Here is a 25,188-nt window from a genome sequence, read left to right as displayed (position 1 = left end):
GCGATCGGCCGTACTCAGCTCGTGAAGAACGCGATCAGGTCGGCGCCGAGGGCCTTCTGGTACTCGCCGGCGATGCCGTGCGGGGCACCCGGGTACACCTTCAGCTGCACGTTCTTGGCGATCTTGGCGGTCCGCAGCGCGGCGTCGTCGATCGGCACGATCTGGTCCGCGTCGCCGTGGGCCAGGAAGAACGGGATGTCGAGGGCCTCGAGGTCGGAGGTGAAGTCGGTCTCCGAGAAGGCCTTGATGCAGTCGTACGCGCCCTTGAGGCCCATCTGCATGCCGAGGCGCCAGAACTGGTCGCGCTGGCCCTGCGACACGGCGTAACCCTGGTTGATCCCGAAGAACGACTCGGACAGGTCCTGGAAGAACTGCGAGCGGTCGGCGAGCACACCGGCGCGGATCCCGTCGAACACGTCGATCGGCAGGCCACCGGGGTTGGACTCGGTCTTGACCATGATCGGGGGCACCGCGCCCGCGGTCGCGATCTTGGCCACCCGGCCGGCACCGTGCCGGGCCGCGAAACGCACGACCTCGCCACCGCCGGTGGAGTGCCCGACCAGCAGGATGTCGGTGAGGCCCAGCTCGTCGACGAGCGCGGCCAGGTCGGCGGCGTACGTGTCCATGTCGTTGCCGGCCCACGTCTGGTCCGAGCGGCCGTGGCCCCGGCGGTCGTGCGCGATGGCCCGGAACCCGTTGTCGGCGGCGAGCTTCATCTCGACGTCCCACGCGTCGCCGTTGAGCGGCCAGCCGTGGCTGAAGATCACCGGCTGACCCGATCCCCAGTCCTTGTAGAAGATCTGAGCGCCGTCCGCTGCGGTGATGTAAGGCATGTAGAACCCCTTCGACCTGCGATGCGGGGCCTTCCCGCACCGTGTTCGACGGTCCCACGGGCCGGCGGCGGTGCCATCTGTCAACCGACTGCACCTGCCGCGCGACGTCCACTGTGACCCGGTTCGTCCAATGGGGACTGCGAGGTTGTTTCGCGTATGACAGGCTCCCGCTCAAGTGTTCATCGTCTATTCATGAACGGGGCAACCTTGTCTCTGAAACGGCTCTTCGCGGCCGCTTGCGTCGCACTCACCGCGGTCACCACCACGGTGGTCCTGACCGCTTCCCCGGCAGCGGCCGCGGTCTCCGACGGGGCGGTGTTCAACAACCCCCTCGTCGCCGCCGAGCAGTACAAGATCCGTGACCACGTCCGGACGCTGATCGACGGGTCCCCGGCGGGCTCGACGATCCGCATCGCGATGTACAACTTCACCGACACCGTCATCTCCGGCGCCCTGATCAGCGCGAAGGACCGGGGCGTCAACGTCCGGCTGGTGGTGAACTACGACACCTCGACGTCGGCCGCGGTGACCTCGCTCAAGACGGCGCTCGGCACCGACCGGACCCAGGCCTCGTGGGTGTCGGTGTGCACCAGCGGCGGCGCGTGCATCGGCTCGGCCGGTACGCCGATCATGCACAACAAGTTCTACCTGTTCTCCAGCACGAACGGCTCGAGCAACGTCGTGGTGCAGTCCTCGGCGAACCTCACCGTGTCGAACGCGACGGTGTACTGGAACAACGCGGTCACCCTGGTCGGTAACGCCGGGCTCTACAACGCCTACGCCGATTACCACAGCGACCTGGCCGCGAAGGTCAAGAACTCGAACTACTACACGTCGGTCCTCAGCGGCAACGCCAAGGTCTACTTCTTCCCGCGGGCCGGCACCGACGAGACGACCGACACGATCTACAACATGCTCAACGAGAACATCACGTGTGAGGGCAACACCACCACCGGCACGTCGGACCTGCACCGGACCATCATCCGGGTCGGTATGTGGTACTTCAGCCGGGACGACATCGCGCGCCGCCTCAAGGAGCTCGCGAACGAGAAGTGCTGGGTCGACGTGATCTACACCGAGGCCGACGCCGGGGTGCTGGGCCAGCTGCGCGGCAACTCGCGCATCGCGGTCTACCAGGTCCCGGAGAACCCGAACATCATCCACTCGAAGTACCTGGCCATCGAGGGCACGTACATCGACCAGAAGGACACCAAGTGGGTCATCACCGGCAGCCACAACTACAGCAACGCGGCGCTGCGGGAGAACGATGAGGCCATGATCCGGATCAAGTCGGACGCGATCTTCGACCAGTACCGGGCGAACTTCCGGACGGTCCGCGCCAACGCGGTGCCGGACCCCAACTCGGCGGCGTCGTAACCACGTCCTGAGGTGATGCCGGGGCCGGTCGCGGCCCCGGCATCGCGCGTCAGACGGTCACGGTGGCCGGGGCCGCCGCGACGAAGCGGGAGTTGGTCACCGCCATCCGGGTCACCTCGGCCTCGGTGAAGCCGGCGTCGAGCAGCCGGTCGGCGAACAGCGCCAGGCCGTCCTCGACCGGCGGGTTGAACGGCTGGCCGAGGTCGCTGGAGAGCACCGAGTGCTCCACGCCGACCGCGCGGATGGTGCTGAACAGGTCGTCCCAGCCGACCTTGCCGGTGTACGGCGTGGTGAAGCACCGCTCCAGCAGCGCCCCGGCGGCGGCGAGCTCACGCTGCTCGGCGACCGGCAGCCGCTGCGAGGTGAACTCGGGGTGGGTGACCACGACCCGGCGCACCCCCTCCTGCCTGGCCGCGTGCACGACCGCGATGATCTCCGGACCGCTGAGGTGACCGGTGGCCAGCACCAGGTCGTGCCGGGCCATCACCCGCAACACCTGGCGTACGGCCGGCAGCACCGCTCCGTCCGGGCCGACCACCTCGACGACGTCCGGGACGATGCCCTGGGCGTGCAGGTCCTTCTGCAACGCGCCCCACATGGCCGGCTTGGCACCGGGCAGGTCCGCGGCCGTGCTGCCCCGCTGATTGCGGGAGTCCACGGTGGGCATCCACACGATCCGGGCACCCTGCCGGCCGGCGATCTCCACGGCGGCCGGGTTCATCCCGCCCATCGAGCCGTTGAGCGTGATCGCGCCGAGCGCGTCGGCGCCGGGCACCGCCTTGCGCACCACGGCCGCGCGCTCCGCGGTCGCCACGTAGTGCGACTTGAGCACGAACCCGGCCAGCCCGGTCGCCAGGAACCGGGCCGCCAGGTCGAGGTCGTCGATGCGGCGCTCCATCACGTCCGGCGCGACGTGCACGTGCGTGTCGTACGCGCCGGTCACCAGCGCACGGGCGCGCTGCGAGGGGACGGGGTGCTCAGACATGGATCTCCTTGACGGTTCGGGCGGGCTCCGGGGCGTTCAGACCGGATCCGCCGGCTGGGAAATGTCGATCGCGGGGAAACGCTGCGCGGCCGCGCCCGGGGTCCGCGACAGGGTCTGCTCGACCTGACCGAGGTGCCGGCGCATCGCGAGCTCGGCCGCGTCCGGGTCCCGGTCGCTGATCGCGTCCACAATGGCCGTGTGCTCGGCCAGCGACGCGGGTGGCCGGCCGGGGACGAGGATCGTACGGTACTGGAACCGGATCATCTGCGCGCGTAACCCGATGATCAGGCGGGCGGCGGTCTCGTGCCGGGCGGCGGCGATGATCCCGGCGTGCAGCGCGGCGTTGCCCTCGGAGTATCCGACCAGGTCGTCCTGCGCGAACTTCTCGTTCATCCGGGCCAGGGTGCGCCGGATGCCGGCGATCTCGCGCCCGGTGGCCCGCACGGCGGCCTGCCGGGCGGCGAGCGCCTCGAGCACCGCGCGCGCCTGGAGGATCTCGACGGCCTCCTCCTGCGAGACCATCCGGACCCGGGCGCCCCGGTTCGGGGTCAGCACCACGATGCCGTCGTGGCCGAGCTTGACCAGCGCGGTACGCACCACGGCCCGGGTGGCGCCCAGCCGGTCGGCCAGCTCGGTCTCGACGAGGCGTTCGTTCGGCTGCAGCTCACCGGTATAGATCAGCTTGCGGAGCCGGTCGTACGCGGTGTCCGCGCCCACCGCCCGGCGGATCGGGGAGGTCATGCCGCAACCCTCCCGCCGACGACTTCATTGCACGCGAAGCTATCCACAACACTCTCCACCTGACGTCTGGGATGTGGACGACGGACCGTCTCCGGCGCGCCGTCCACATCGATGATCCCGTACCGGCGACCGACCGTGGCCGGCCACCGGTACACCGGGAGTCGTGAGCGCCCTCCGCGCTCCCAGACCGCCATGGGCGTCCGTGCCCGGGCTGACTTCTCCTCGCCCCGGACACCGCGCCGCATGCAGACAAGATTGCAAACAATCTTGTGAAGAGAATGGCGCCGGGTGGCCCCGGCTGTCAACACAGCTCCTACCTGGACGAACGTCACCATCGTCCGGTTCGTGAGCGCTAACAGCCGGGCAAATCGGTCAGTGACAGGCTCATGATCGGTGCTCTAGCATCTCGTCCGGACACCGGCCGGTAGTGACATAAGTCAATGGTCAGAGTCTTCATCTTCGTCATCCGAACACCCGGACCCGTGTGCTCGACGGCCGGGTTCTCCCAGGAGGATTCATGACCAGGCGCTACCGTGCGCTCTCCGCCGCCCTCATGGCCGCAGCCTTGGCCGTCACGAGCGCGTGCTCGAGCGGTGGTGACGACGACAGCTCCGCCGGCAGCAGTGGCGGCAAGACCGACAAGATCACGTACGTGACCGCGTTCGGCGCCGTCGGCCGCGACTCGTTCGTCTGGCTCGCCAAGGAGAAGGGGTTCTTCGAGGACGCCGGTATCGACATCGAGATCCAGAAGGGCGCCGGCAACGTCCAGAACCTGACCGCGATCAAGTCGGACCAGGCGCAGTTCGCCGCGCTCGACTTCACCGGCGCGGTCATCCAGGCCGGCAAGGGCGAGTTCAAGGACTGGAAGGCCGTCGCCGCGGTCCACCAGCAGACCCTGGTGTCGATCATGACCACCAAGGACACCGGCATCTCCTCGCCGGCCGACCTGACCGGCAAGACCATCGCGGCCGGCACCGCGTCGGTCAGCCAGCTGCTGTTCCCGGCGTACGCGAAACTGGCCGGCCTCGACCCGACAACCGTGACCATCAAGGGTGTGCAGCCCACCGCGCTGAACGGTCTCATGGCCAAGGGCGAGGTCGACGGCCTCAGCACGTTCCTGCTCAGCAAGAAGGCCCTGGAGACCGCGTCCAAGAAGGAGGTCGTGGTGATGCCGTACAGCACCTACCTGAGCGACCTCTACGGCAACGCGATCATCACCAAGCCGTCGCTCATCTCCAGCGACCCCGACCTGGTCAAGCGCTTCGTCGGCGCGGCCATGAAGGGCCTGCAGTACACGCTGGACCACCCCGACGAGGCCGCCGCCGCGATGACCAAGGCCGAGCCCACCGCGCTCGTCCCGGCCGCCCTCGGCGAGATCAACGCGATGAAGCCGTACACCCAGGCGCCCAGTGGCGCGGCCCTCGGCAGCATGGACGAGCAGCGGGTCGCCCGCAGCATCGCGGTGCTCTCCGGCGCCGGGCTGATGCCGGCCGGGCTCACCCCCGACGCCGTCGTCGACTTCAGCTTCACACCGAAGGCATGACCATCGGCGGGGACGGGGCTCCGGTCCCGCCCCCGCCGTGTACCGGGAGCCCCCATGACTGACACCCTCGCCGTCACCCGCGCGTCCCGCCTGTGGACGAACGCGGGTCTGCCCGTGCTCGGGGCGGTGCTCGCCATCGGCCTCTGGTGGGTGCTGACCGCGGCCCTGGACATCGACCCGTTCTACGTCCCGTCACCGCCGGACGTCGTCGACTCGTTCCTGCGTACCCCCCAGTTCCTGCTCTCCGAGACCTGGATCACGCTCAAGCGGGTCCTCGTCGGTTTCGGCATCGCCGTCGTCGCGGGCCTGGTCATCGCGGTCGTGCTCGCCGCGTCGCGCACCGTGGAGCGGATGACCATGCCGCTGCTGGCCGCCGTCAACGCCGTGCCCAAGGTCGCGCTGGCGCCGCTGCTGCTGGTCTGGATGGGTTTCGGGGACAGCCCGAAAATCGTGATGGTGGTCCTGGTGAGCTTCTTCCCGGTCATCGTCTCCACCATGGCCGGCCTCTCGTCCACCCCCGCCGACCTGCGCGAGCTCGCCGCGTCGCTGTCGGCGTCCTGGTGGCAGACGTTCGTGAAGGTGCGGCTCGCCTGGGCGCTGCCGCAGGTCTTCGTCGGGCTCAAGGTCGCCACCCCGCTGGCGATCATCGGCGCCGTCATCGGCGAGGTGGTCAACCCCGACCACGGCCTCGGCTCGGTCATCGTCGGCTCGGGCGCCAACGCGGACACCGCCATGGCGTTCGCCGCGCTGGGCCTGCTGGCGATCACCGGTGTCGCCCTGTTCTACCTGATGGCGGCCATCGAGCGGCTCCTCGTGCCGTGGGCACCAGCGATCTCCGGAAAGGCCACACCATGATCACCATCGACGGGGTCACCCGTACGTTCGGCCCGGTGACCGCCCTGTCGGACCTCCGCCTCGAGATCGGCACCGGCGAGTTCCTGGCCGTCATCGGCCGCTCCGGCTGCGGCAAGTCCACCCTCCTGCGCCTGATCAGCGGCCTGGTCAAGCCCACCGGGGGCCGGATCCTCATCGACGGCGAACCGGTCCGCAAACCACGCCGCGACGTCGCGATGGTCTTCCAGCGCCCGGCCCTGCTCCCCTGGCGCTCGGTCCTCGACAACGTCCTGCTCCCGGTGGAGATCTTCCGGTGGAAGCGGGCCGAGCACCGCGACCGGGCGATGCACCTGCTGGAGACCACCGGCCTGACCGATTTCGCCGCGCGCCTGCCGCACGAGCTGTCCGGCGGCATGCAGCAGCGGGTCTCGCTCTGCCGGGCCCTCATCCAGCAGCCCAAGGTCATGCTCATGGACGAGCCGTTCTCCGCCCTCGACGCGCTCACCCGCGAGGAGCTCGCCATCGAACTGCAGCGCATCCACATGGAGATGGGCACCACGATCGTCTTCGTGACCCACTCCATCCAGGAGGCGGTGCTGCTGGCCGACCGGACCGCGGTGCTCAGTGCCCGTCCCGGCCGGCTGCGGCAGATGGTCGAGATGCGGATCCCGCGGCCGCGCTCCTTCGGTCACAACGCCCACCTGGACGAGGTCGCGGAGGCCTCGGCCGAGCTGCACCAGCTCCTGCTCAGCGACCACCTGCCGGCGGCGCCGCGCCCGCTCACCCGTGGATCGGTCCCGCCGTCGCGGTGAGGCGCTCCCCGGTCCCGCTCCAGCGCAGCGCCACGATCTCGGCCGCGATGCTGACCGCGGTCTCCTCCGGGGTCCGCGCGCCGAGGTCCAGGCCGATGGGCGAGGCCAGCCGCGCGAGCTCGGCGCCGGTCAGGCCGGTCGCGCGCAGCCGCTTCAGCCGATCATCATGGGTACGCCGTGAGCCCATCGCCCCCACGTAGGCCAGCGGGAGCCGCAGGGCGACCTCGAGCACCGGCACGTCGAACCTCGGATCATGGGTCAGCACGCAGGCCACGGTGCGCCCGTCCAGCCGCCCGGCCCCGGCCTCGGCGGCGAGGTAGCGGTGTGGCCAGTCCACGACCACCTCGTCGGCGCCGGGGAACCGGCGCGCGGTCGCGAACACCGCCCGCGCGTCGCAGACCGTCACCCGGTAGCCCAGGAACGACCCGATCCGGGCCACCGCGGCGGCATGATCGGTGGCCCCGAACACCAGCATCCGGGCGGCCGGCGCGAACGACGTCACCAGCACCGTGGTGCCCGACCCCCGCCGCTGCCCGTCCGGCCCGTAGTGCAGCAGCCCGGTCCGCCCGGCGGCCAGCATCCCCCGCCCGTCGTCGGCCGCCGCGTCGTCCAGCCGGTCGTGCCCCAGCGACCCGTGCCGCCCGGCCCTGCTCTCCGGCTGCCCAGCCCCGCTCTCCGGCTGCCCAGCCCCGCTCTCCGGCTGCCCAGCCCCGCTCTCCGGCTGCCCAGCCCTGCTCTCCGGCCGCCCGGCCCCGTTCTCCGCGGTGAGGACCAGGTGCCGGCCGACGCGGTCCCCGGCACCCTCCACGCAGGTCAGCAGCGCGACCGGGCGGCCGGCCTCGACCGCCTCGGCCAGCACCCCGAGCTCCGGGAACCCGGCCGGCTCCACGAACAGCTCGATGGTGCCCCCGCACGGCAGCCCCACCTCGAACGCGTCGTCGTCGGAGACCCCGTACCGCGTCGTGCGGGGCCGCCCGGAGACGGCGACCTCCCGGCACAGCTCGTAGACCGCCCCCTCGACGCAGCCCCCCGACACGCTGCCGGCCACCACCCCGTCGGCGTGCACGACCATCGCGGAACCCGGCTGCCGCGGCGCGCTCGACCACGTCGCGGTCACGGTCGCGAGCCCCGCGGGCGCCCCCGAGCGCCAAGCCTTCACCAGCTCCCCGAGCACGTCACGCATCCCCGGATCCTAGTGCGCGAGCGAGCAACCCGTGGCTGGAAGCGCTCCCAGCCATCTCTTTACAGGCCCGTTACGTCCGTGTAACCATCGATCTCCATCGTTGCGCTTCCCGGAAGGACGGCCGGTGACCCCTGCTCAGGTCTCGCTGGATGTCGCCGGGCTCGTGCGCCGCGCCCAGGACGGGGACACCGGGGCCCGCGACGAGGTGATCGCCGAGCACCTGCCGCTGGTCTACAACATCGTGGGACGGGCCCTCGGCGGGCATCCGGACGTCGACGACGTCGTCCAGGAGACCATGCTCAACGCGCTGCGAGGGCTGCCCCGCCTGCGTAACCCGGGCCGGTTCCGGTCCTGGCTGGTCGCCATCGCGTACCGGCAGATCCAGCTGTACATGCGCTCGCGCAAGGCCGGCCGGCACCGCCTGGTCCCCGGACCGGCCGAGGTGCCCGACCCGGCCGGCGACTTCGCCGAGCGGGCCACCGCCGAGCTGGTCCTCGCCGGGCAGCAGCGGGAACTCGTCGAGGCCACCCGCTGGCTCGACGACGACGACCGCCGGCTGCTCGGGCTCTGGTGGCAGGAGGCGGCCGGCGACCTGACCCGGGCCGACCTGGCGGCCGCCCTCGACGTGGCGCCCAAGCATGCCGCCGTACGGGTGCAGCGGATGAAGGCGCAGCTCGACGCGGCCCGGGGCGTTGTCGGGGCGTTGCGGGCCCGGCCTCGCTGTGCGGAGCTCGGTGGGCTGCTCGGGCCCTGGAACGGGGTCGCCGGTCCGTTGTGGCGCAAGCGGCTGGTCCGCCACGTCCGCGACTGTGCGGTGTGCGCCCGGCACGGGGACGGGCTGGTGCCCCCGGAGGCGTTGCTGCTGGGCCTCGGCGCTCTGCCCGTACCCATCGGATTGGTCACCGGATTGGCCACCGGATTGGCCACCGGATTGGCCACCGCGGTGCCGGCCAAGACCGCTGGTTTCTCCCTGTTGCCGGCGTTCCTGCGGCACAAGGTGCTCGCCTGGACGACCACGGCGGCGGTGGTCACGGCCGGCGGCGGGCTCGTCTACGCCGTCCATCACGAGCCCACCCCGGCGGAGGACCGCACGGTCGCGGTGGCCCCCACCCGGACGATACCGCCACCCGCGCCCACGACGGCCCCGGCCACCGTCGCCCCGAGCCCCGGACCGAGTGCGAACCCGGGGTCCGGCCCTGCCGGAAAACCCGCCGGCCTCGGCGTTCAGCGGGCCGACATCTACGTCGCGCCCGGCGGCAGCGACGACGGGGACGGCAGCGCCGAGCGACCGTACGCGTCGGTGGGCAAGGCCGTCCGGAACGTCGGGGCGGGGCAGACCATCGCGCTGCGCGGCGGCGTCTACCGGCCCCGAGCGGGCATCGAGATCCAGGTCAGCGGCACCGCGGACAGACGCATCGTGCTCAGCAACTACCGGGACGAACGGCCGGTCATCGACGCCACCGGCATCCCCGCGGACCAGTGGGCCGTCACGCAACAGGCTTCCTACTGGACCGTGCAGGGGCTCGAGATCACGGGCGGGCCCAGTCACGCGTACGTCTGCCGGGGTTGCCGCTCGTCGATCTTCCGAAGGCTCTCCGTGCACGACAACGCCGGTGCCGGACTGATGCTGCGCGACCCGGGCACCACCGGCAACCAGGTGCTGGACTCGGACTTCACCGGCAACGGCTCCGGCCTCGACGTCCAGTTCGGATCGGGGGACGCCAACACGCTGCGCGGCAACCGGATGGCCGGCAACACCGGCGCGGGAGTGGACCTGGGCGCGTTCACCGGCCGGGTGACGCTGGAGCACAACTGGGCCTACCGCAACGGCGGCTCCGGGTTCGTGCTCGGCGGTGGCACTCCCCCGGCGTCCGCCGCCCACCTCCTGCGGCACAACGCCGCGTGGCAGAACGCGGGCAACGGTTTCGACGACGAGCGCAACACCGCGGCGGTCGAGCTCACCAGCAACACCGCGTTCCGCAACCGCGGGACCGGCTTCGCCCTGCGGACGTCGTCGGGGGTGCTGCGTTCCGGTGCCGCGGCCGGCAACGGCCGGACCTGGGAGCTCGGCCCGGACGTCCGGGAGAGCCGCAGCCGCGACGAGGTCATCTTCCGGTCGACGGACGCCACCCAGGCGGAGGGCCGGCGGCAGGCGACGGGCGGCCTTCCCCGGACCGACTACCTGACCACGGGTACGGGCGTCGGCGCGTCGATGGGCTGACAGCTCTCAGGACGGGGCCGCGACACCGTACGGGCCCGGGCGGTCACCGCGGCCGTCACGGCGGCCCGGCAACACGAACGCGCGGGCCTCGCCCGGGAGCTGCACGACGTCGTGGCGCACCACGTCGGCGCGATCGTGGTGCAGGCCCGGGCCGCGCAGGTCGTCGCCGGGCCCGCCCGCGACGGAACCCCGGTCGTACGGTGGCGGGTTCGGCCTGGTCGGCATGCGCGAGCGGGTCCACCTGCTCGGCGGCCGCTTCTCCGCCGGCCGGGCCCCGGAGGGTGGCCGGCGGACGGTCGCCGAGCTCCCGCCGCGGGCCGGCCGGTACGGCGATCAGCGTCCTACGGCTGGGTGAACCGGTTCTTCGCGACCTGCTCGGGCTCGGTCCACAGTCCGTGGGGGTATCCCAGCTCGGGCGCGCTCACCTCGTTGAGCCAGGCGAGCTGACCCGCCGGGATCTCCAGCTCGACGGCCGCGAGGTTGGACGTGAGCTGCTCCACGCTCCTCGGCCCGATGATGGGGATCACGCCCTTCGACATCGACCACCTGATCGCCACCGCCTCCGGGGACGTGCCGAGGTCCCGGGCGACGCTCACGACAGCATCCAGGATCTTCGCCGTGGCGGGGTCGTCCTCCTTGTGCAGGAACTGGCTGATGGCGCTCTGGGCGCGACCGGTCTCGCCCCGCCGGTACTTGCCCGTCAGCAGACCACCGCCGAGCGGCGTGAACCCGAGGACACCCAGGCCGAAGGCATCCGCCATCGGCACCAGCTCCCGTTCGGCGCTGCGCTCGACCAGCGAGTATTCGGCCTGGATCGCCACGACCGGCGCCCAGCCGTGCTGCCGCGCCAGGGTGGCACCCGTGGCCACCCGCCATGCGGGGAAATTGCAGAGACCGGCATAGAGAATCTTGCCGGCGCGCGTCAGATCGTCGAACGCCCGCAGGATTTCCTCGATGGGCGTGGCGGCGTCGTCCACATGGGCCCAGAACACGTCCACCCGGTCGGTGCCCAGCCGGCGCAAGCTCTGCTCCAGGGACTGGACCATCGACTTCCGGCTGTTGCCGGTCAGCTGAAGGCCACTGCCCGCCGAGGACCCCATGGTGTATTTCGTCGACAGAACGACATCTTCACGATCCGTGGAGATGATGTCCGCGAGGTATTCCTCCGCATCCCCCGTCTGATAATTGGAAGCGGAATCGATGAAGTTGCCGCCCGCTTCCCGATAGGCGTCGTACATGGCCCGGGCCTCGGGCACCAGCGCCCCATGCCCCCAGCCCATGCCGAAATTCCCTGTCCCCAGCGACAGTTCCGATACTCGCAGACCCGATCTTCCCAGATATCGGTATCGCATGGCCTCTTGCTCCTCGTGTCGATCCGGCCCGGGTGGGCGCCGCCCACCTGACGGCTCCCGCCGCCGGATCTCCATCGTTCCCACCCTGGTGCGTATAGTCCATAACGTGAAGTCCAGTAAAGATTATGGATCGTCCAGCGGTGAGGTCCTGCTCGACGCACGCGACCCCTTCCGGGACGCCCTGACACTGGCGCGACCCCAAGCCATCGCGCCCGTTCCACTCCACGCGACAGCGCCGTGGCGAGCGCGGTTCTCCCCCTTTCCCCACATCAAGCTCGGCGTGGTGGTGGAAGGCGAGTGCTGGCTGTGCGTCGACGGACGGGACCCTGTTCTCCTCCGCACGGGCGATTTCTATCTTCTCGGAAATCCGCCCCCTTACGGCCTCGGGAGCTCGGGTTCCGACGGTGGACCCGAGATCGCCCCGGGCTCCGTCACCTATACGTGCAGCGTCGACTTCGTGTTCCAGGATTCCGACGTCTCGGCCCTGTTCTCGTTGCTGCCCGCGGCGATGCTCGTCAAAGCGGACGCGCCCGACGGGAAACTGCTCTGGAACATCGCGACCCTCCTCGTCCACGAGATCGAGACGCAGAAGGTGGGCCAGTCTCTCGTCCTCGAGCATCTGGCGCAGATTCTTCTGGTGCACATGCTGAGGTCGCACGCCGGTTCGTCGCATGAGCCCCTGGGATGGCTCGCGTCGGTCACCGACGACGGGATCGGGGCGGCGTTACGCGCCGTCCACGACGACCCGGGACATCACTGGACCCTCGAAGAGCTCGCCAGGATCGCGCGGATGTCCAGGTCGGGTTTCGCCGCGACCTTCAGGAACCGGGTGGGAAGACCACCGCTGGACTACCTCATCGAGTGGCGCATGCAGCTGGCCCGGGCCGCATTGCGTACCGAGAACTCCCTCACGGCCATCGCGGAGGACATCGGATACCGATCCGAGAGCGCTTTCAGTACCGCTTTCCGGCGCGTTGTCGGAGTATCACCCCGCGAATTCCGGGTCTCCCTGACCACGAAGCCGAGGGACCACTGACCGGGCCGGTCGCGCGACCGGCCCCGCAGTGGCCCCTCTTCCTGGCCCATCAGGGCTAGGAAACGTCCCGGTCCTTGTTACCGCTGCGGGAAAAGGCCATCGCGAACAGCGCCGGCCGCCGGAACCAGGCCCCTGCCCCGATGTCCTCCTGGACGTCGGTGTCCCGGTGTTCCTCGGTCATGGTGTCCTCCCGGCGGGGATCGAGGCACCACCCGACGGGGCGACCGAGGTGTCGGACGGCGGCGGGTTGCTGGGGTCCGCGCTGCGCCGAGCCTCCGCGTGGGCGTCGTCGGCCTCGGCCTCGTCGTCGTCCGCGGGTTCGGTGCCCGGGGCCTGACGGTCCGGGGTCGGCTCGCCCGTCGGATGGCTGACCAGGTAACGGATGGCGGTGTTGAGCACGGCCAGCAGCGGGACCGCGATCAGGCCGCCCACGATACCGGCCAGGACGATGCCCGCGGCGATGGCCAGGATGACCGCGAGCGGGTGCAGCGCCACCGCCCGGCCCATGATCAGCGGCTGCAGGACGTGGCCCTCGAGCTGCTGGACCGCGATCACCACGATGAGCACGATGAGCGCGCTCACCCAGCCGTCGGCGACCAGCGCCACCAGCACCGCGACCGCACCGGTCACCGTGGCGCCGACGACCGGGATGAACGCGCCCAGGAACACCAGGGCGGCCAGCGGCAGCGCCAGCGGGACCCGGAGCACGAACAGGCCGATGCCGATGCCGACCGCGTCCACGAACGCGACCAGGACCGTGGCATGCACATACGAGACCAGGGTGTGCCAGGAGTAGTGCCCGGCGCGGGCGGTCGGTACCCGGGCCTCGCGGGGCAGCAGCCGGCACAGGAACGACCAGATCTGGGCGCCGTCGCGCAGGAAGAAGAACAGCGTGAACAGCACCAGGAAGAAGCCGGTGACGACCTCGCCGAGCGTGGTGGCGGTGCTCAGCGCGCCCGACGTCAGCGCGCCCTGGTTGGCGGTGATCGCCTCCTGGACCTTGTCGACGTACTGGCTCAGCTGGGTGTCGGTCAGGTGCAGCGGCCCCTGCGACAGCCACTTCTGCACCTCGGTGATGCCGTCGCTGACCTGCGACGACAGCGTGCCGATCTGGCTGATGAAGGTCCGGATGATCAGCCCGAGACCACCGAAGACCAGCAGCATCGCGGCGAACAGCACCAGCGCGGCCGCCAGGGAGCGTTTCATGCCCCGGCGCACCAGGGCCGCGGCGGCCGGCTGGAACATCGCGGCCAGCAGGATCGCGACGATCACCGGGATGATGACGACCCGGAGCAGTCCGACGATGTGCAGGAAGAGATAGCCGGCGAGGATGAACGCGATGAACCGCCAGGCCCACGCCGCGGCGGTGCGGACCCCGCGCGGCAGGACCTCCTCGGCACCGGGCGTCTGCTGCTGCACCACCATGACCGGGGTGGCGGATCCGTCGTCCGGGAACGGCGGCGGGGCATTGCGGCTGGCCGCCTCGGCGAGCCGCTGACGGGCTCGCTCCCGGACCGTCTGTGCCCACATCATCGGACCGTTGTCTGACACGGAACCCTCCACCTATCGCGTTGTGCCTCCTACCTGCCCGTTCACGGCCGTTTTCAACCTGTGTGCACGGGCCGGCCGGCCGGCGGCGGCGAATACCCGGCGGGGACGATCGGCGCGCCGGGCGACGTGACGCTCAGACCACGCCGGCGGGCCAGCCACAGCACCACCACCGCGTACGCGATCAGCAGCGGCACGTCGACCGCCACGGCCTGCCACGGCATGTCGGCCGCGGTCTCGTCCGTACCGAGGTCGCCGTAGGCCGCCACGATCACGCTGCCCAGCAGGTTGTTGGCCACGTGCAGCGCGATCGCCGCCTCCAGACCGCCGGTACGCACCGTCAGCAGCCCCGCGACCAGCCCGAAGACCACCAGGTCGGCGAAGCCCCACGGGGTACCCCAGCCATGCAGCGCGGCGAACGCCACCGCCTGCACCACGATCGGCACCCACGGCCCGCGGAACCACCCGCCCAGCCCCTGCAGCAGCCAGCCGCGCATCAGGTACTCCTCCGCCGCGGCCTGCGGCGGCACCACGACCAGCAGCACCAGCATCGACAGCGCGAACGGCCCCCACCCGGCGAGCCGGTCCTGCGCCGTGGTCTCCCCGGGCAGCAGCATCGCCGCGGCCATCAGCAGCGTGACCGTCCCGGCCGCGACCGGCAGGCAGGCCAGCAGCCACCGCCACCGCAGCCGCCCGGTCACCGACGACAGCGTCCCGGGCCGCCGCCGCTGGATCCACCAGGCGGCGAGCACCGTCGCCGGAAGGAACCCGGCGACCGTCAGGAACCCGCCGGCCATCTCACCCCGCGCGCCCGGCACGGCCGCGGTGCCGGCCGCATAACCCGCGAAACCGAGAACAGCGCCGGCCACGACGATGAACAGCGCGCCCAGCACCATCCGCCACCAGGACGGACGAACCAGACGATGGTACGGACTCAGCGGCGCGGGCCCCATCAGCATGGGGACAAGTCTGGTCGCCGGGAAGCCGTACCGAATCTGTCCACAGGCCGGATCCGACCCCCACCCTGAGGTATAGGAAGTCGCTAAAGTGCCCGCATGAAATGGCTCCTGCCCGCGCTGCTCGCCGCCGCCCAGCTCCTGCTGTGGCCCGGGGTGCCGGTGCTGACCGGCTCCGCCGTGCCACCCGTGCAGGTCGTGGCGGTCAGCCTGCTGGTGCTCGTGACGGCGGCCGCGCTGTGTCTGCGGCGCGACCGCCCGGTTCCGGCGTTGTTCGCGGTGCTGGTCACGCTCGGCGTCGCCACCTGGGCCGCCCCCGCCGGCCAGCAGTTCGTCGTGCCCGGCGACGCCCTGACGGTGATCGCGGTCGCCGATCTGGTGGCGCTGTTCAGCGTCGCCGCCCGCCGCCCGGCCCGTACCACCGTGGTCGTCTTCGGTGTCGTCATGGCCTGGCAGGCCGCGCAGCTGGCCCTCGTCGACGGGGTGAGCGGAGGCTATCCGCTCGACCTGGTGCTCACCGCCGCCGTCTACGGGCTGATCATCGTCATGGGCCGGGTCCGGGGCCGCTGGCGGGCCGACCGCGCGGCCGCCGCCCGCCGGTTGGCCGAGGCCCGGCAGGCGCACGCCGACGCCGCCGACGCGGAACGCCGGCGCCTCGCCCGTGAGCTGCACGACGTCACCGCCCACCACCTGACGTCGATCGTGGTCAACAGCTCGGCCGCCCAGATGCTCGGCGACAAGCGGCCCGAGCTGCGCGCCGAGGCCCTCGCGTTCGCCCGGCGCACGGGGTACGACACCCTCGAGGCCCTCCGGCAGCTGGTGGCGATCATGCCGTTCGACCGGGGCCCCGAACCGCCCACCACCCCCCGGCTGGCCGACCTCGCGGACGACTTCCGCCAGCTCGGCCAGGTGATCACGGTGGACGTGCCCGCCGCCGACCTGCTACCCGCCGACCTGCCACCCGCCGACCTGCCACCCGCCGTGGCCGAGGCGGTGCACGGCATCGTCCGGGAAGCGCTCACCAACACGTTGCGCTACGCCCCCGGCAGCCGGGTCCACGTCCGCTTCGCCGACGGCGAGCTCACCGTCGACAACGACGGCTCCGCACCCGGTCCGGGCGCGGCCGGTGGCCTCGGCGGCGGGCGCGGCGTGAGCGGCATGCGCGACCGGGCACAGGCGCTCGGCGGCACGCTGGAAGCCGGTCCGCACGGCACCGGCGGATGGCGGGTCCGCGCCGTGCTCCCCGGCACCACCCCGGCCCGGAGCCGTCCGCGGTGGATCCGGTCGCGGTGGATCCGCAGCCGTACGGTGCTGGACGCGCTCCTGGTCCTGTTCGCCCTGGCCATGCCCCTGCTGATGCTGGGCTCCGAGGTGGTCGAGGAGGATCTGGCCGGGGACGTGGCGGCGCTGATCCTGCTCGCCGTGGTCGCCCACGCCGCACCCCTGCTCCGCCGCCGGCAGCATCCCTGGCCGGTCCTCGCCGCGGTAGCCCTGACCGCCTGGCTCGGCCCCCTGCTGGCCGCCACCGGCGCGACCCCACCCGCCCGCGGCTGGCTGTTCCTGTTCGGCACCGGCGCCGAGTTCCTGGCGGTCTATTCCGTCGCAGCCCGCGGCACCCGACCGGCCCTGACCTGGCTGGCCCCGCTGGCCGCCGGAGCCTCCGCCGCCCTGTCCCTGGCCACCCTGGTAGCCCTGGACCCGCCCACCGGAACCGCCCCCGCAGACCTGACCACCCCGACCACCCTCACCTCCCCCGCCGGCACCGCGATGATCATCGTCGTCACCGCCGCCGTGGCATTCCTGCTCTACTCCCCGTTCCTGGCCGGCAGCTGGCTGGCCGGCTGGACGGTCCGCCGCCGCCGAGACCGCCGCCGAGCCCACGAGGAAGGCAGCGTGGCCACCGCCCTCTGGCACGCCGCGGCCCGGGCCCAGCACGAACGCGCCCGCGTAGCAGCCGGCCTCCGAGAAGCCGTCCTCCGCCACGCCGCCGACGTCCCCCGAGCCGCCGAGAACGCCGACCTCCCCACAGTCCTGTCCGCGGCCCGCCAATCCCTGGCCGCCATGCGCTCCCTCCTGGACGGCCTCAACAACCGCCCCGCCACCGAAACCCCCCAGCCAACGTCCCCACCCACTGCTCCCGCCCCCGCAAGCCCGCCGACCCCCACACCCCCGACCTCCACACCCCCGACCTCCACACCCCCGACCTCCACACCCCCGATCTCCACACCCTCGACCTCCACACCCTCGACCTCCACACCCTCGACCTCCACACCCCCGACCTCCACACCCCCGACCTCCGCACCCGCCACCATTGCACCGTCTACCCCCGCATCACCCACCTCCACCTCCAGCACCCGGCCAGCCAGCCCGCCGGTCGTGCCGACCCTGCAGACCCTGCCGGTCGCGCCGATCGCGCCGATCGCGCCGCCGGGGTCGCTCGGGTCGCTGGCCGAGCGGCTGCGGGCCGCCGGGTGCTCGGCCACCGTGGACGTGGCGGCAGACGTGACGGCCGCCGGACTGCCCACCGTGACCGAGGTCGCCACCTGCCGGATCGCCGAAGTGCTGCTCGAGGGCGTGGCCGGGCCCGCCGCGATCCGGGTCGACCGCGATGAGATGCCACGGCTGACAGTGACCGGCGCCCCGCCACCGGGCGACACCGCACAAGCCAGGATCGAGGTGCTCGGCGGTCAGATCCACGCCGGCCCGGACCGCACCGTCGTAGTCCGGCTCACCGGAATACCCGGCGCGGCGAGCACCGGCACAAACGGGCTCGGCACAGGCTGGGGCCAGGGACCGAACGCCGGCGCAGCGCGGGCCGACCCAAGCCGGGCCGGCACAGACCGGGCCGGCACAGACCGGGCCCGCACAGACCGGGCCCGCACAGACCGGGCCCGCACAGACCGGGCCCGCACAGACCGGGCCCGCACAGACCGGGCCAGCACAGACCGGGCCAGCACAGACCGGGCCAGCACCAACGGGATCAGCCCCGATCGCGGGTTACCTGACTTACCAGAGGTACCCGACACGGTCCGGGAGCCCGCCACAACCGGCCCCGCCGTAGCCGGGCACACCACAACCGGGCCCACCACAACTGGGCCCACCACAACCGGGCCCACCACAACCGGGCCCACCACAACCGGAACCGTCGCGACCGAGCCCGCTACAACCGGGTCCGTCGCAACCGGGCACACCACAACTGGGCCCACCACAACCGGGTCCGTCACAACCGGGCCCGCGACAACCGGGTTCGTCGTAGCTGAGGGGGTGTCGTCATCGCGGTCCGTGTGATGGTGGTCGACGATCAGGTCATGGTCCGGGCCGGGCTGGCCGCCATCGTCGGGTCGCAGGACGATCTGGAGGTTGTCGGCGAGGCCGGGGACGGGGCCGCTGCCCTGGCGCTGGCCGCGGTGGCCGAGCCCGATGTCGTGCTGATGGACATCCGGATGCCCGGTATGGACGGCCTCACCGCCACCGCTCATCTCACCGCCGGTGAGCGTCCTCCGCGGGTGCTGGTGCTGACCACGTTCCACCAGGATGCGTACGTCTTCCAGGCATTGCGGGCCGGTGCGTCCGGCTTCCTGCTCAAGGATGCCGAGCCGGCCGAGCTGATCGCGGCGATCCGTGTCGTGGCCGGGGGTGACGCGATGCTGAGCCCGGCGGTCACCAAGCGTCTCATCGACGCGTTCGCCACCGGGGCGTTCACGTCTGCGCCCGAGGGGGATCCGCGCCTGGGCACGCTGACCCCCCGGGAGCGCGACGTCCTGGTCAGTCTGGCCCAGGGGCTGTCCAACGCGGAGATCGGCGCGGCCCTCGGCATCGCCACCGGCACGGTCAAGGCCCACGTCAACGCCCTGCTGCCCAAGCTCGGCGTCCGGGACCGGGTGCAGGCCACCATCGTCGCGTACGACCTCGGCCTGGTCCGGCCGCGCTGATCCCCGGCCGCGCTGACCCCCGGCCGCGCTGACCCCCGGCCGCGCTGACCCCCGGCCCGGTGGCTGTCAGGCCAGCAGGTACTCGCGCATCTGCTTGCCGGGGTTGATGCGGCCGACGATCCGGGTGCTCGTGGCGTCGTACACGTCGATGGTGTTGTTGCGGCGCATGAGTTCGCGGACCGGCGGCGGCAGCGGGGGTTCCTCGGACATGGCCGCGCGCAGGTCGCGGCCCGCGGTGATCAGGCGGTCGGTGAGGGCGGCGGTGTCCGTGTCGACGCGGACCCGGGCGAATTCCCAGCCGGCGACGGTCAGGTCGAGGATCTCGAAGAGGTGCGCGAGCAGCGGATCCGGGTCGGTCACCCGTACGATGCGGCGGGCCTGGGTGGCCACGACCGTGACCGCCGCGGTGACCTGGATGTACGGGTGCAGGCCGACCGGCAGGTTGAACAGCGGCCAGCGCAGGTCCGGGGCCGCGGCCTTCCACACCGGCCGGTAGTCGCGGCGGTCGACGGCGAACCGCAGCGCCGCCGCCTGGGCGTACATCTCGGCGTAGGCGGCGTCCGCGAACTCCCGCACGACGGCCACCGCAGCGAGCAGGCCGTCGTCGCCGGTGAGGAGACGGGCCACCTCGTCGGCCTGGTCGGGGAACCGGGCCTGGACGTGCACGCCGTACCGTTCGCGCAGGTCCTGGACCAGGGCCAGCTCGCGGCCCGGGTCATGCTGGACCTGTTGCTTGCCCGCTCCACGCCGGAACCACCGCATTGTCGCCTCGTTCTCCACAGCCAGTTGGGACGCGGCACATCGTAATAGAGATCGTGGCGGCGGGAACATTCACGCGGGGAGCCGGGGGTACACCCGCCGGGCGTTGCCCTCGTAGACCGCGTACCGATCGCTCTCGCCGAGGTCGAGGGCGTCGACGTAGCGGCGGGTGTCGTCGAAATAGGCGCCGGTCAGCGGGTCCCGGCCGCGGACCGCGCCGACCATCTCGGAGCCGAACAGGATGTTGGCGGTGTCGATGACCTGGAACAGCAGGTCGATGCCGGGCTGGTGGTAGACGCAGGTGTCGAAGTAGACGTTGCCCATGACAGATTCGGCCAGCGGCGGCCGGCCGAGCATGTCAGCGAGGCCCCGGAACCGGCCCCAGTGGTAGGGCACCGCGCCGCCGCCGTGCGGGATGATCAGGCGCAGGCCGGGGAACTCCTTGAACAGGTCGGCCTGCACCAGCTGCATGAACGCCGTGGTGTCGGCGTTGAGGTAGTGCGAACCGGTGGCGTGGAAGCTGGGGTTGGTGACCGCGGAGACGTGCACCATCGCCGGGACGTCCAGCTCGACCATCGCCTCGTACAGCGGGTACCAGACGGGGTCGGTCAGCGGCGGCGACGTCCAGTGCCCGCCACTCGGGTCGGGGTTGAGGTTGAGGCCGACGAACCCGAGGTCGCAGACGCAGCGCCGCAGTTCGGCGATCAAACCCGACATGGGTACGCCGACAGCCTGCGGAAGTTGGCACACACCGGCGAACTTCCCGGGGTGGAGACCCACCACCCGGGCGATCAGATCGTTGCAGGCGCGCGCCCAGGCCGTACTCGTGACAGCGTCGTCCCGGTGATGGGCCATCGCGGAGGCCCGCGGCGAGAAGATCGTCAGATCGATGCCGCGCTCGGCCATCAGGCGCAGCTGGTTGCCCTCGATCGTCTCGCGGATCTCGTCGTCGGTGATCACCGGGTACGCCGGCGGGGTGTCGCCGGCCCCGAACGTCTCCCGCCAGGCGTTGTGCGCGGCCGGGGCGGTCGTGTAATGGCCGTGACAATCGATGATCATGAGTCCCTCAGCGAGATGAGCAGGTCCCGGGCGGCGGCGGCGACCCGCGGGGGCACACCCAGGCCGGTGAGCTGATCGGCGGCGGCGGTCATCTCGTCGGCGCGGCGCCGGGCGTGCCGGTGGGTGCCGTCGACGAGCCGGTCGATCGTCGCGGTGTCGAAACCGGCGAGTTCGGCACTGATGTTGTCCCGCAACCAGTCCTCGCACCCGGCCTTCTCGGCGGCGGCGAGGGCCTCCACGACGGCGGCGGCGAGACCTTTGTAGAACACGCTGCGCAGCAGCTTGCGCGAGATCGCCTCGCCCACCGGACCGGGTTGCACGCTCACCCGGCGCCGAGCGCGGTGAGGACGCCGGCATACCGCGCGGCTCCCGGCCCGGAGACGATCATCGGGGTACGCAGACCCTTGCCGGGCACCGGTGCCATCAGAGCGACATCGACGACGGGTACGTCCCGGCCGGCGAGCAGCTCCTGCAGCGCGACCTTGGTCTGCGGCGAGGCGGTGTTCAGGTCGGCCCAGATCGTCCCCGGTCGCAGGGCGGGCAGCGCGTTGCGGAGCGCGGGCAGCGCGTCGCGCGAGCTGTTGACACTGAGAACGAGCCCGGCGTCACGTACCGTATCCGCTTCGTCCTTGCGGGCCACGACTCCCGGCGGCGGCTCCCGCAGCGGGTCGTATCCCCGGACGTCGGCTCCGGCCGCGACCAGGTCCCGGGCGATCTCCCCGCCGGCCTCGCCCAGCCCCAGCACCGCGATCGGGGTCACCATGACCGGGCGGATCTCGGCGCTCACGGCAGCCGGTCCACATAGCGCACGCCGAGTTCGTCGAGCAGCGGCCGCAGCCGGTAAAGATCGACACCGAGCGTCCCACCGGCGAGGATCTCGCGCTTGGCGGTCTCGCCGGCCAGGCGTTCCGCGGCGGCGGCGGCAACCTCGGGCCCCCGGGCGGCGGGCAGGGCCAGCACGCCGTCGTCGTCCGCGACGACGATGTCCCCCGGCCGGACGAGCTGACCGGCCGCCACCACCGGCACGTTCACCGAGCCGGGGCTGGCCTTGACCGTGCCCTGGGCGTGCACGGCCCGGGCCCACACCGGGAAACCCATCTCACGCAGGGCGGCGATGTCCCGCACCCCGGCGTCGGTCACCAGCCCGAGCACACCGCGGGCCAGCAGCGACGTGGCGAGCAGGTCACCGAACATGCCGTCGGTGGACGGCGAGGTCGTGGTCACCACGAGGATGTCGCCGGCCCGGCACATCTCCACCGCGGCATGGATCATCAGGTTGTCCCCGGGATGACAGGACACGGTGATAGCCGAGCCGGCGATGACGGCGCCCTCCTGCCGGGCCCGGACCCCGGGGCCGAGCAACCCGACCCGGCCGGCCGCCTCGTGCGCGGTGGCGACCCCGGCGGCCCGGAGCACGGCGATCGGCCCGGGGTCGGCCCGGTCGACCGTTCGTACGACAAAGTGACCGGACGTCATCGGTGCTCCTCGATCCGGGGGCGCGGGAAGATTGAAGCTATCCGCGTGCGAACAAGATTGTCAACAATGTGTCCGGCGCTGCAGCACAACGCCCACGATCGTTCACAACGCGGGCAGCTTCCCCCGCCGCTGCTCACACGCGGGCAGCCTCCCCCGCCGCCAACTCGTCCACTACCTACCTACCCGGCCCGCCTGCCCGGCCCGCCTGTCCGACCCGCCTGCCCGACCCGCCCGACCTGGCCCGCCCGACCTGGCCCGCCCGACCCGCCCGACCTGGCCCGCCCGACCTGGCCCGCCCGGCCCGACCCGCCCGACCCGCCCGACCTGGCCCGCCCGACCTGGCCCGCCTGACCCGACCCGACCCGCCCGACCCGACCCGCCCGACCCGCCCGACCCGACCTGGCCCACCCGACCTGGCCTACCCGGCCCGCCTGCCCGGCTGCCACGCCTGGCCCACCCGCCGTGGCCCACCCGACCCGACCTGCCCTACCTCCCCGACCTGCCCGGCTGCCATGCCTGGCCCGGCCGGCCTGACTCGCCCGGCCTGCCCGCCCGGGGCCGGGGCCGGGCCGGGGCCGCCTGATGGCACCCCGGTAGCCCGCACAGCCGTGGCGCTCCAGGAGTACTGCCACAACGTCTTTCCGCCGCTGACCGTCCGCGGGGATGCCGAGCTCGCCCACGCCAAAGGGCCTGCACGACCCCTACGGCCGACGAGGCGTACCTCGCGCTCGAGACCGTCGGCCTCAGCGAGAACTCGGACGCCCCCTCGACACGCATGTGGCATCCCGCCGATGGACGACCGTTCGCCGGCGTCGACACCCGGACCCACCTTCACCAGGATCCGCACCCACCGGTACGAACTGGTCCAGCGGGCGAGAACCACCGGAGCCCTACCATGGCAGGTGTGAGCGACGTACTGGACGAGCTGCGGCAGGGCATCCTGCGGGGCGAATTCGCGCCCCGCCAGCGGCTCATCGAGACCGAGCTGACGGAGCGGTATTCGACCAGCCGCTTCGTCCTCCGCAACGCCCTCACCCGCCTCGCCACCGAGGGCCTGGTGGAACTGCAGCCCAACCGGGGCGCCCGGGTCCGCGAGATCACCGTCCCGGAAGCCATCGAGATCACCGAGATCCGCCGAGCGGTGGAAGGCCTGGTGGCCGCCCGCGCCGCGGAACGCATCACCGACGCCGAGATCACGGTGCTGCACTCCCTGGGCGCGGAGATGACCGCGGCCGTCCAGGCGGCGGACATGTTGCGCTATTCCGAACTCAACGCCCGCCTCCACAGTACGGTCCGAACCATCGCCCAGCACGCCTCAGCCACCAAGATCATCGAACAGCTGAACGCGCAGATGGTCCGCCACCAGTTTCACCTGTCCCTGGTTCCCGGCCGCCCAGCGGTCTCCCTCCCCGAGCACCTGGCCATCATCACCGCCATCTGCACCCGCGACCCCGCTGCCGCGGAACGGGCCATGCAGGCCCACCTGACCAGCGTCCTGAAGACCCTCGCCGCCTCAGCAACAGTCACCCCCTGACCCGCCCCACCCACCCCGTTCAACCACCGAAGTCCAGGCCCGCGCGAGCTGTCCCTGACAGCCATCCCGGCAGGCGAACGGCGCCAACCAGCCGACAGCCACCAGCCGCCCGAACCGAACAGTCCGCGGCGATGCACCAGCGCCGCAGCCCGCCGTACGCGCCTCCTGGTCGGTCAGTGTGCCGAGGACGATGTGGTCGGCGGTGGAGAGGCCGCCGAGGATGTTGCGGCTCGAGACCAGCGTCAGCCAACCGGAGCCGGTCGGGAGCAGCGGCACGCAACACCGCTCAGCTACGGCGCTTCGTGAGGTGACCCGGTGACCCGGTGCCGCCGACATGCCAGGACCATCCGCCGAGAATCGGCACCCGCCTGCCGAGACCGGTGCGGCCTTCCGGGCAGGCCGGCCAAACGCGGTCGCCGAGGTCGGCCGGGCGCCCGCACGAAGGGAGACCAACGACGCCAAGGGCAGCCACGGCATTGACCGAAGTCGCCGCTGCAACACACCGGCCGGCCCCCTGAACCACCGCGCGGAGAAGGCCATGCGGTCGGCAGCGTCATCAATCCAGTCGACGAGGGCGCGACGCACCGCCCGCTGCCGCTGCCGCTGCCGCTGCCGCTGCCGCTGCCGCTGCCGCTGCCGCTGCCGCTGCCGCTGCCGCTGCCGCTGCCGCTGCCGCTGCCGCTGCCGAAGAGTGCACGCCGCGGACCGGGCTAAGGTTCGCCAGGGTTGCGCACGTCCGGGGATCGAACGTCCTGCCGCAGCATTTGCGGACCCACCCGCACCGCGAGCAACACTATGCCGGCAAAGGGCATGACGGTCGCGCCGACCAGATGCTCAGATGCGCAGGTGGTAGAGGTTGCGGCGGGGTTGCTGGGTCGGGTCGATCGTGAATGGGGGAACGAACTCGGGAAGGCTGTCGGGGCTGAGTCGGATGGTCCAGTCGGCGGTGGGGTGGTGGATGAGTCGGTGGTGGTGTCGGCAGAGCAGGACCATGTTGTCCAGGCTCG

At 71.8% G+C, this 25,188-nt stretch carries 23 protein-coding genes; 10 read left to right on the top strand and 13 right to left on the bottom strand.

Annotation, left to right across the window (positions count from 1 at the left end; translation table 11 throughout):
- Positions 1 to 14: 14 nt before the first annotated feature.
- A complete protein-coding gene (locus tag ACIA6A_RS35650) occupies positions 15 to 833 on the bottom strand; it encodes an alpha/beta fold hydrolase (RefSeq protein ID WP_396102425.1) in 819 nt (272 codons plus the stop codon).
- Between the two features lie 192 nt (positions 834 to 1,025).
- On the opposite strand from ACIA6A_RS35650, the gene ACIA6A_RS35645 reads away from it, so the two are divergent.
- On the top strand, positions 1,026 to 2,210 hold the full coding sequence (locus ACIA6A_RS35645; RefSeq protein ID WP_396102424.1) for a phosphatidylserine/phosphatidylglycerophosphate/cardiolipin synthase family protein: 1,185 nt from the start codon (positions 1,026 to 1,028) through the stop codon (positions 2,208 to 2,210).
- Positions 2,211 to 2,259: 49 nt separating this feature from the next.
- Here ACIA6A_RS35645 and ACIA6A_RS35640 read toward each other — a convergent pair whose 3' ends face one another.
- Entirely contained in the window at positions 2,260 to 3,195 is a 936-nt protein-coding gene (locus ACIA6A_RS35640; protein WP_396102423.1) for a DUF6282 family protein, read from the bottom strand.
- Positions 3,196 to 3,231: 36 nt separating this feature from the next.
- On the bottom strand, positions 3,232 to 3,936 hold the full coding sequence (locus tag ACIA6A_RS35635; protein WP_396102421.1) for a GntR family transcriptional regulator: 705 nt from the start codon (positions 3,934 to 3,936) through the stop codon (positions 3,232 to 3,234).
- A gap of 517 nt (positions 3,937 to 4,453) precedes the next feature.
- Between ACIA6A_RS35635 and ACIA6A_RS35630 the strand changes: the two genes are divergently transcribed.
- Genes ACIA6A_RS35630 through ACIA6A_RS35620 form a run of 3 tightly spaced genes read left to right on the top strand, consistent with a single transcriptional unit; the run spans position 4,454 to position 7,125 of the window.
- On the top strand, positions 4,454 to 5,479 hold the full coding sequence (locus ACIA6A_RS35630; RefSeq protein ID WP_396102420.1) for an ABC transporter substrate-binding protein: 1,026 nt from the start codon (positions 4,454 to 4,456) through the stop codon (positions 5,477 to 5,479).
- Between the two features lie 54 nt (positions 5,480 to 5,533).
- Entirely contained in the window at positions 5,534 to 6,334 is an 801-nt protein-coding gene (locus ACIA6A_RS35625) for an ABC transporter permease (RefSeq protein WP_396102419.1), read from the top strand.
- Positions 6,331 to 7,125: an ABC transporter ATP-binding protein gene (locus ACIA6A_RS35620; RefSeq protein WP_396102418.1), complete on the top strand. Its 795-nt coding sequence runs from the start codon at positions 6,331 to 6,333 to the stop codon at positions 7,123 to 7,125. The genes ACIA6A_RS35625 and ACIA6A_RS35620 overlap by 4 nt, the downstream gene beginning before the upstream one ends.
- Here ACIA6A_RS35620 and ACIA6A_RS35615 read toward each other — a convergent pair.
- Positions 7,094 to 8,308, bottom strand: a complete 1,215-nt coding sequence (locus ACIA6A_RS35615; RefSeq protein WP_396102416.1) for an XdhC family protein — start codon at positions 8,306 to 8,308, stop codon at positions 7,094 to 7,096. The genes ACIA6A_RS35620 and ACIA6A_RS35615 overlap by 32 nt on opposite strands.
- 124 nt (positions 8,309 to 8,432) lie before the next feature.
- Between ACIA6A_RS35615 and ACIA6A_RS35610 the strand changes: the two genes are divergently transcribed.
- Together ACIA6A_RS35610 and ACIA6A_RS35605 are read left to right on the top strand one after the other, a co-directional pair.
- On the top strand, positions 8,433 to 10,529 hold the full coding sequence (locus ACIA6A_RS35610; protein WP_396102415.1) for a sigma-70 family RNA polymerase sigma factor: 2,097 nt from the start codon (positions 8,433 to 8,435) through the stop codon (positions 10,527 to 10,529).
- A gap of 223 nt (positions 10,530 to 10,752) precedes the next feature.
- Complete coding sequence (locus tag ACIA6A_RS35605; RefSeq protein WP_396102692.1) at positions 10,753 to 10,884, top strand: hypothetical protein; 132 nt, start codon at positions 10,753 to 10,755, stop codon at positions 10,882 to 10,884.
- Here ACIA6A_RS35605 and ACIA6A_RS35600 read toward each other — a convergent pair.
- Positions 10,871 to 11,881, bottom strand: a complete 1,011-nt coding sequence (locus ACIA6A_RS35600) for an aldo/keto reductase (protein WP_396102414.1) — start codon at positions 11,879 to 11,881, stop codon at positions 10,871 to 10,873. The genes ACIA6A_RS35605 and ACIA6A_RS35600 overlap by 14 nt on opposite strands.
- Between ACIA6A_RS35600 and ACIA6A_RS35595 the strand changes: the two genes are divergently transcribed.
- Positions 11,766 to 12,917 carry an AraC family transcriptional regulator gene (locus ACIA6A_RS35595; protein WP_396102413.1) on the top strand — a complete coding sequence of 384 codons (1,152 nt, stop codon included), beginning with the start codon at positions 11,766 to 11,768 and terminating at the stop codon, positions 12,915 to 12,917. The two genes, ACIA6A_RS35600 and ACIA6A_RS35595, sit on opposite strands and share 116 nt — an antisense overlap.
- A gap of 55 nt (positions 12,918 to 12,972) precedes the next feature.
- Here the strand turns inward: ACIA6A_RS35595 and ACIA6A_RS35590 are convergent, their stop codons facing one another.
- Genes ACIA6A_RS35590 through ACIA6A_RS35580 form a run of 3 tightly spaced genes read right to left on the bottom strand, consistent with a single transcriptional unit; the run spans position 12,973 to position 15,424 of the window.
- Complete coding sequence (locus ACIA6A_RS35590; RefSeq protein WP_396102412.1) at positions 12,973 to 13,098, bottom strand: hypothetical protein; 126 nt, start codon at positions 13,096 to 13,098, stop codon at positions 12,973 to 12,975.
- On the bottom strand, positions 13,095 to 14,468 hold the full coding sequence (locus ACIA6A_RS35585; RefSeq protein WP_396102411.1) for an AI-2E family transporter: 1,374 nt from the start codon (positions 14,466 to 14,468) through the stop codon (positions 13,095 to 13,097). The genes ACIA6A_RS35590 and ACIA6A_RS35585 overlap by 4 nt, the downstream gene beginning before the upstream one ends.
- Before the next feature lie 53 nt (positions 14,469 to 14,521).
- Positions 14,522 to 15,424 (bottom strand): lysostaphin resistance A-like protein, encoded by a 903-nt coding sequence (locus ACIA6A_RS35580; RefSeq protein ID WP_396102410.1) that lies wholly within the window; start codon positions 15,422 to 15,424, stop codon positions 14,522 to 14,524.
- Positions 15,425 to 15,520: 96 nt separating this feature from the next.
- Here ACIA6A_RS35580 and ACIA6A_RS35575 point away from each other — a divergent pair, with 96 nt between their 5' ends.
- A complete protein-coding gene (locus ACIA6A_RS35575; RefSeq protein ID WP_396102409.1) occupies positions 15,521 to 18,709 on the top strand; it encodes a histidine kinase in 3,189 nt (1,062 codons plus the stop codon).
- A complete protein-coding gene (locus tag ACIA6A_RS35570; protein WP_396102408.1) occupies positions 18,709 to 19,353 on the top strand; it encodes a response regulator in 645 nt (214 codons plus the stop codon). Before ACIA6A_RS35575 ends, ACIA6A_RS35570 begins: the two co-directional genes overlap by 1 nt.
- Positions 19,354 to 19,419: 66 nt before the next feature.
- On the opposite strand, the gene ACIA6A_RS35565 is transcribed toward ACIA6A_RS35570, so the two are convergent.
- The 5 genes from ACIA6A_RS35565 to ACIA6A_RS35545 form a co-directional block, all read right to left on the bottom strand.
- Positions 19,420 to 20,115 carry a hypothetical protein gene (locus tag ACIA6A_RS35565; protein WP_396102407.1) on the bottom strand — a complete coding sequence of 232 codons (696 nt, stop codon included), beginning with the start codon at positions 20,113 to 20,115 and terminating at the stop codon, positions 19,420 to 19,422.
- Positions 20,116 to 20,184: 69 nt separating this feature from the next.
- Positions 20,185 to 21,171: an amidohydrolase family protein gene (locus tag ACIA6A_RS35560; RefSeq protein WP_396102406.1), complete on the bottom strand. Its 987-nt coding sequence runs from the start codon at positions 21,169 to 21,171 to the stop codon at positions 20,185 to 20,187.
- A complete protein-coding gene (locus ACIA6A_RS35555) occupies positions 21,168 to 21,497 on the bottom strand; it encodes a DUF1932 domain-containing protein (RefSeq protein WP_396102405.1) in 330 nt (109 codons plus the stop codon). The genes ACIA6A_RS35560 and ACIA6A_RS35555 overlap by 4 nt, the downstream gene beginning before the upstream one ends.
- A complete protein-coding gene (locus tag ACIA6A_RS35550; RefSeq protein WP_396102404.1) occupies positions 21,494 to 21,958 on the bottom strand; it encodes an NAD(P)-binding domain-containing protein in 465 nt (154 codons plus the stop codon). Before ACIA6A_RS35550 ends, ACIA6A_RS35555 begins: the two co-directional genes overlap by 4 nt.
- A complete protein-coding gene (locus ACIA6A_RS35545) occupies positions 21,955 to 22,647 on the bottom strand; it encodes a 4-carboxy-4-hydroxy-2-oxoadipate aldolase/oxaloacetate decarboxylase (protein ID WP_396102403.1) in 693 nt (230 codons plus the stop codon). Before ACIA6A_RS35545 ends, ACIA6A_RS35550 begins: the two co-directional genes overlap by 4 nt.
- A gap of 904 nt (positions 22,648 to 23,551) precedes the next feature.
- Here ACIA6A_RS35545 and ACIA6A_RS35540 point away from each other — a divergent pair.
- Complete coding sequence (locus ACIA6A_RS35540) at positions 23,552 to 24,181, top strand: GntR family transcriptional regulator (protein ID WP_396102402.1); 630 nt, start codon at positions 23,552 to 23,554, stop codon at positions 24,179 to 24,181.
- The last annotated feature ends 1,007 nt before the right edge of the window (positions 24,182 to 25,188 follow it).

Origin of the sequence: Actinoplanes sp. NPDC051494 (assembly GCF_044454705.1) — a bacterium.
Classification (GTDB): domain Bacteria; phylum Actinomycetota; class Actinomycetes; order Mycobacteriales; family Micromonosporaceae; genus Actinoplanes.
The sequence above is the reverse complement of the archived record's forward strand: the minus strand, read 5'-3'. Positions and strand labels throughout refer to the sequence as shown.

Bases quoted from the DNA above. Each gene is read 5' to 3' on its own strand.
- ACIA6A_RS35640 (WP_396102423.1), bottom strand. From the start codon at position 3,195: ATGTCTGAGCACCCCGTCCCCTCGCAGCGCGCCCGTGCGCTGGTGACC.
- ACIA6A_RS35650 (WP_396102425.1), bottom strand. From the start codon at position 833: ATGCCTTACATCACCGCAGCGGACGGCGCTCAGATCTTCTACAAGGAC.
- ACIA6A_RS35565 (WP_396102407.1), bottom strand. From the start codon at position 20,115: ATGCGGTGGTTCCGGCGTGGAGCGGGCAAGCAACAGGTCCAGCATGAC.
- ACIA6A_RS35630 (WP_396102420.1), top strand. From the start codon at position 4,454: ATGACCAGGCGCTACCGTGCGCTCTCCGCCGCCCTCATGGCCGCAGCC.
- ACIA6A_RS35560 (WP_396102406.1), bottom strand. From the start codon at position 21,171: ATGATCATCGATTGTCACGGCCATTACACGACCGCCCCGGCCGCGCAC.
- ACIA6A_RS35545 (WP_396102403.1), bottom strand. From the start codon at position 22,647: ATGACGTCCGGTCACTTTGTCGTACGAACGGTCGACCGGGCCGACCCC.
- ACIA6A_RS35580 (WP_396102410.1), bottom strand. From the start codon at position 15,424: ATGCTGATGGGGCCCGCGCCGCTGAGTCCGTACCATCGTCTGGTTCGT.
- ACIA6A_RS35605 (WP_396102692.1), top strand. From the start codon at position 10,753: ATGCGCGAGCGGGTCCACCTGCTCGGCGGCCGCTTCTCCGCCGGCCGG.
- ACIA6A_RS35600 (WP_396102414.1), bottom strand. From the start codon at position 11,881: ATGCGATACCGATATCTGGGAAGATCGGGTCTGCGAGTATCGGAACTG.
- ACIA6A_RS35590 (WP_396102412.1), bottom strand. From the start codon at position 13,098: ATGACCGAGGAACACCGGGACACCGACGTCCAGGAGGACATCGGGGCA.
- ACIA6A_RS35575 (WP_396102409.1), top strand. From the start codon at position 15,521: ATGAAATGGCTCCTGCCCGCGCTGCTCGCCGCCGCCCAGCTCCTGCTG.
- ACIA6A_RS35595 (WP_396102413.1), top strand. From the start codon at position 11,766: ATGGCCCGGGCCTCGGGCACCAGCGCCCCATGCCCCCAGCCCATGCCG.
- ACIA6A_RS35635 (WP_396102421.1), bottom strand. From the start codon at position 3,936: ATGACCTCCCCGATCCGCCGGGCGGTGGGCGCGGACACCGCGTACGAC.
- ACIA6A_RS35615 (WP_396102416.1), bottom strand. From the start codon at position 8,308: ATGCGTGACGTGCTCGGGGAGCTGGTGAAGGCTTGGCGCTCGGGGGCG.
- ACIA6A_RS35625 (WP_396102419.1), top strand. From the start codon at position 5,534: ATGACTGACACCCTCGCCGTCACCCGCGCGTCCCGCCTGTGGACGAAC.
- ACIA6A_RS35645 (WP_396102424.1), top strand. From the start codon at position 1,026: ATGAACGGGGCAACCTTGTCTCTGAAACGGCTCTTCGCGGCCGCTTGC.
- ACIA6A_RS35620 (WP_396102418.1), top strand. From the start codon at position 6,331: ATGATCACCATCGACGGGGTCACCCGTACGTTCGGCCCGGTGACCGCC.
- ACIA6A_RS35570 (WP_396102408.1), top strand. From the start codon at position 18,709: ATGGTGGTCGACGATCAGGTCATGGTCCGGGCCGGGCTGGCCGCCATC.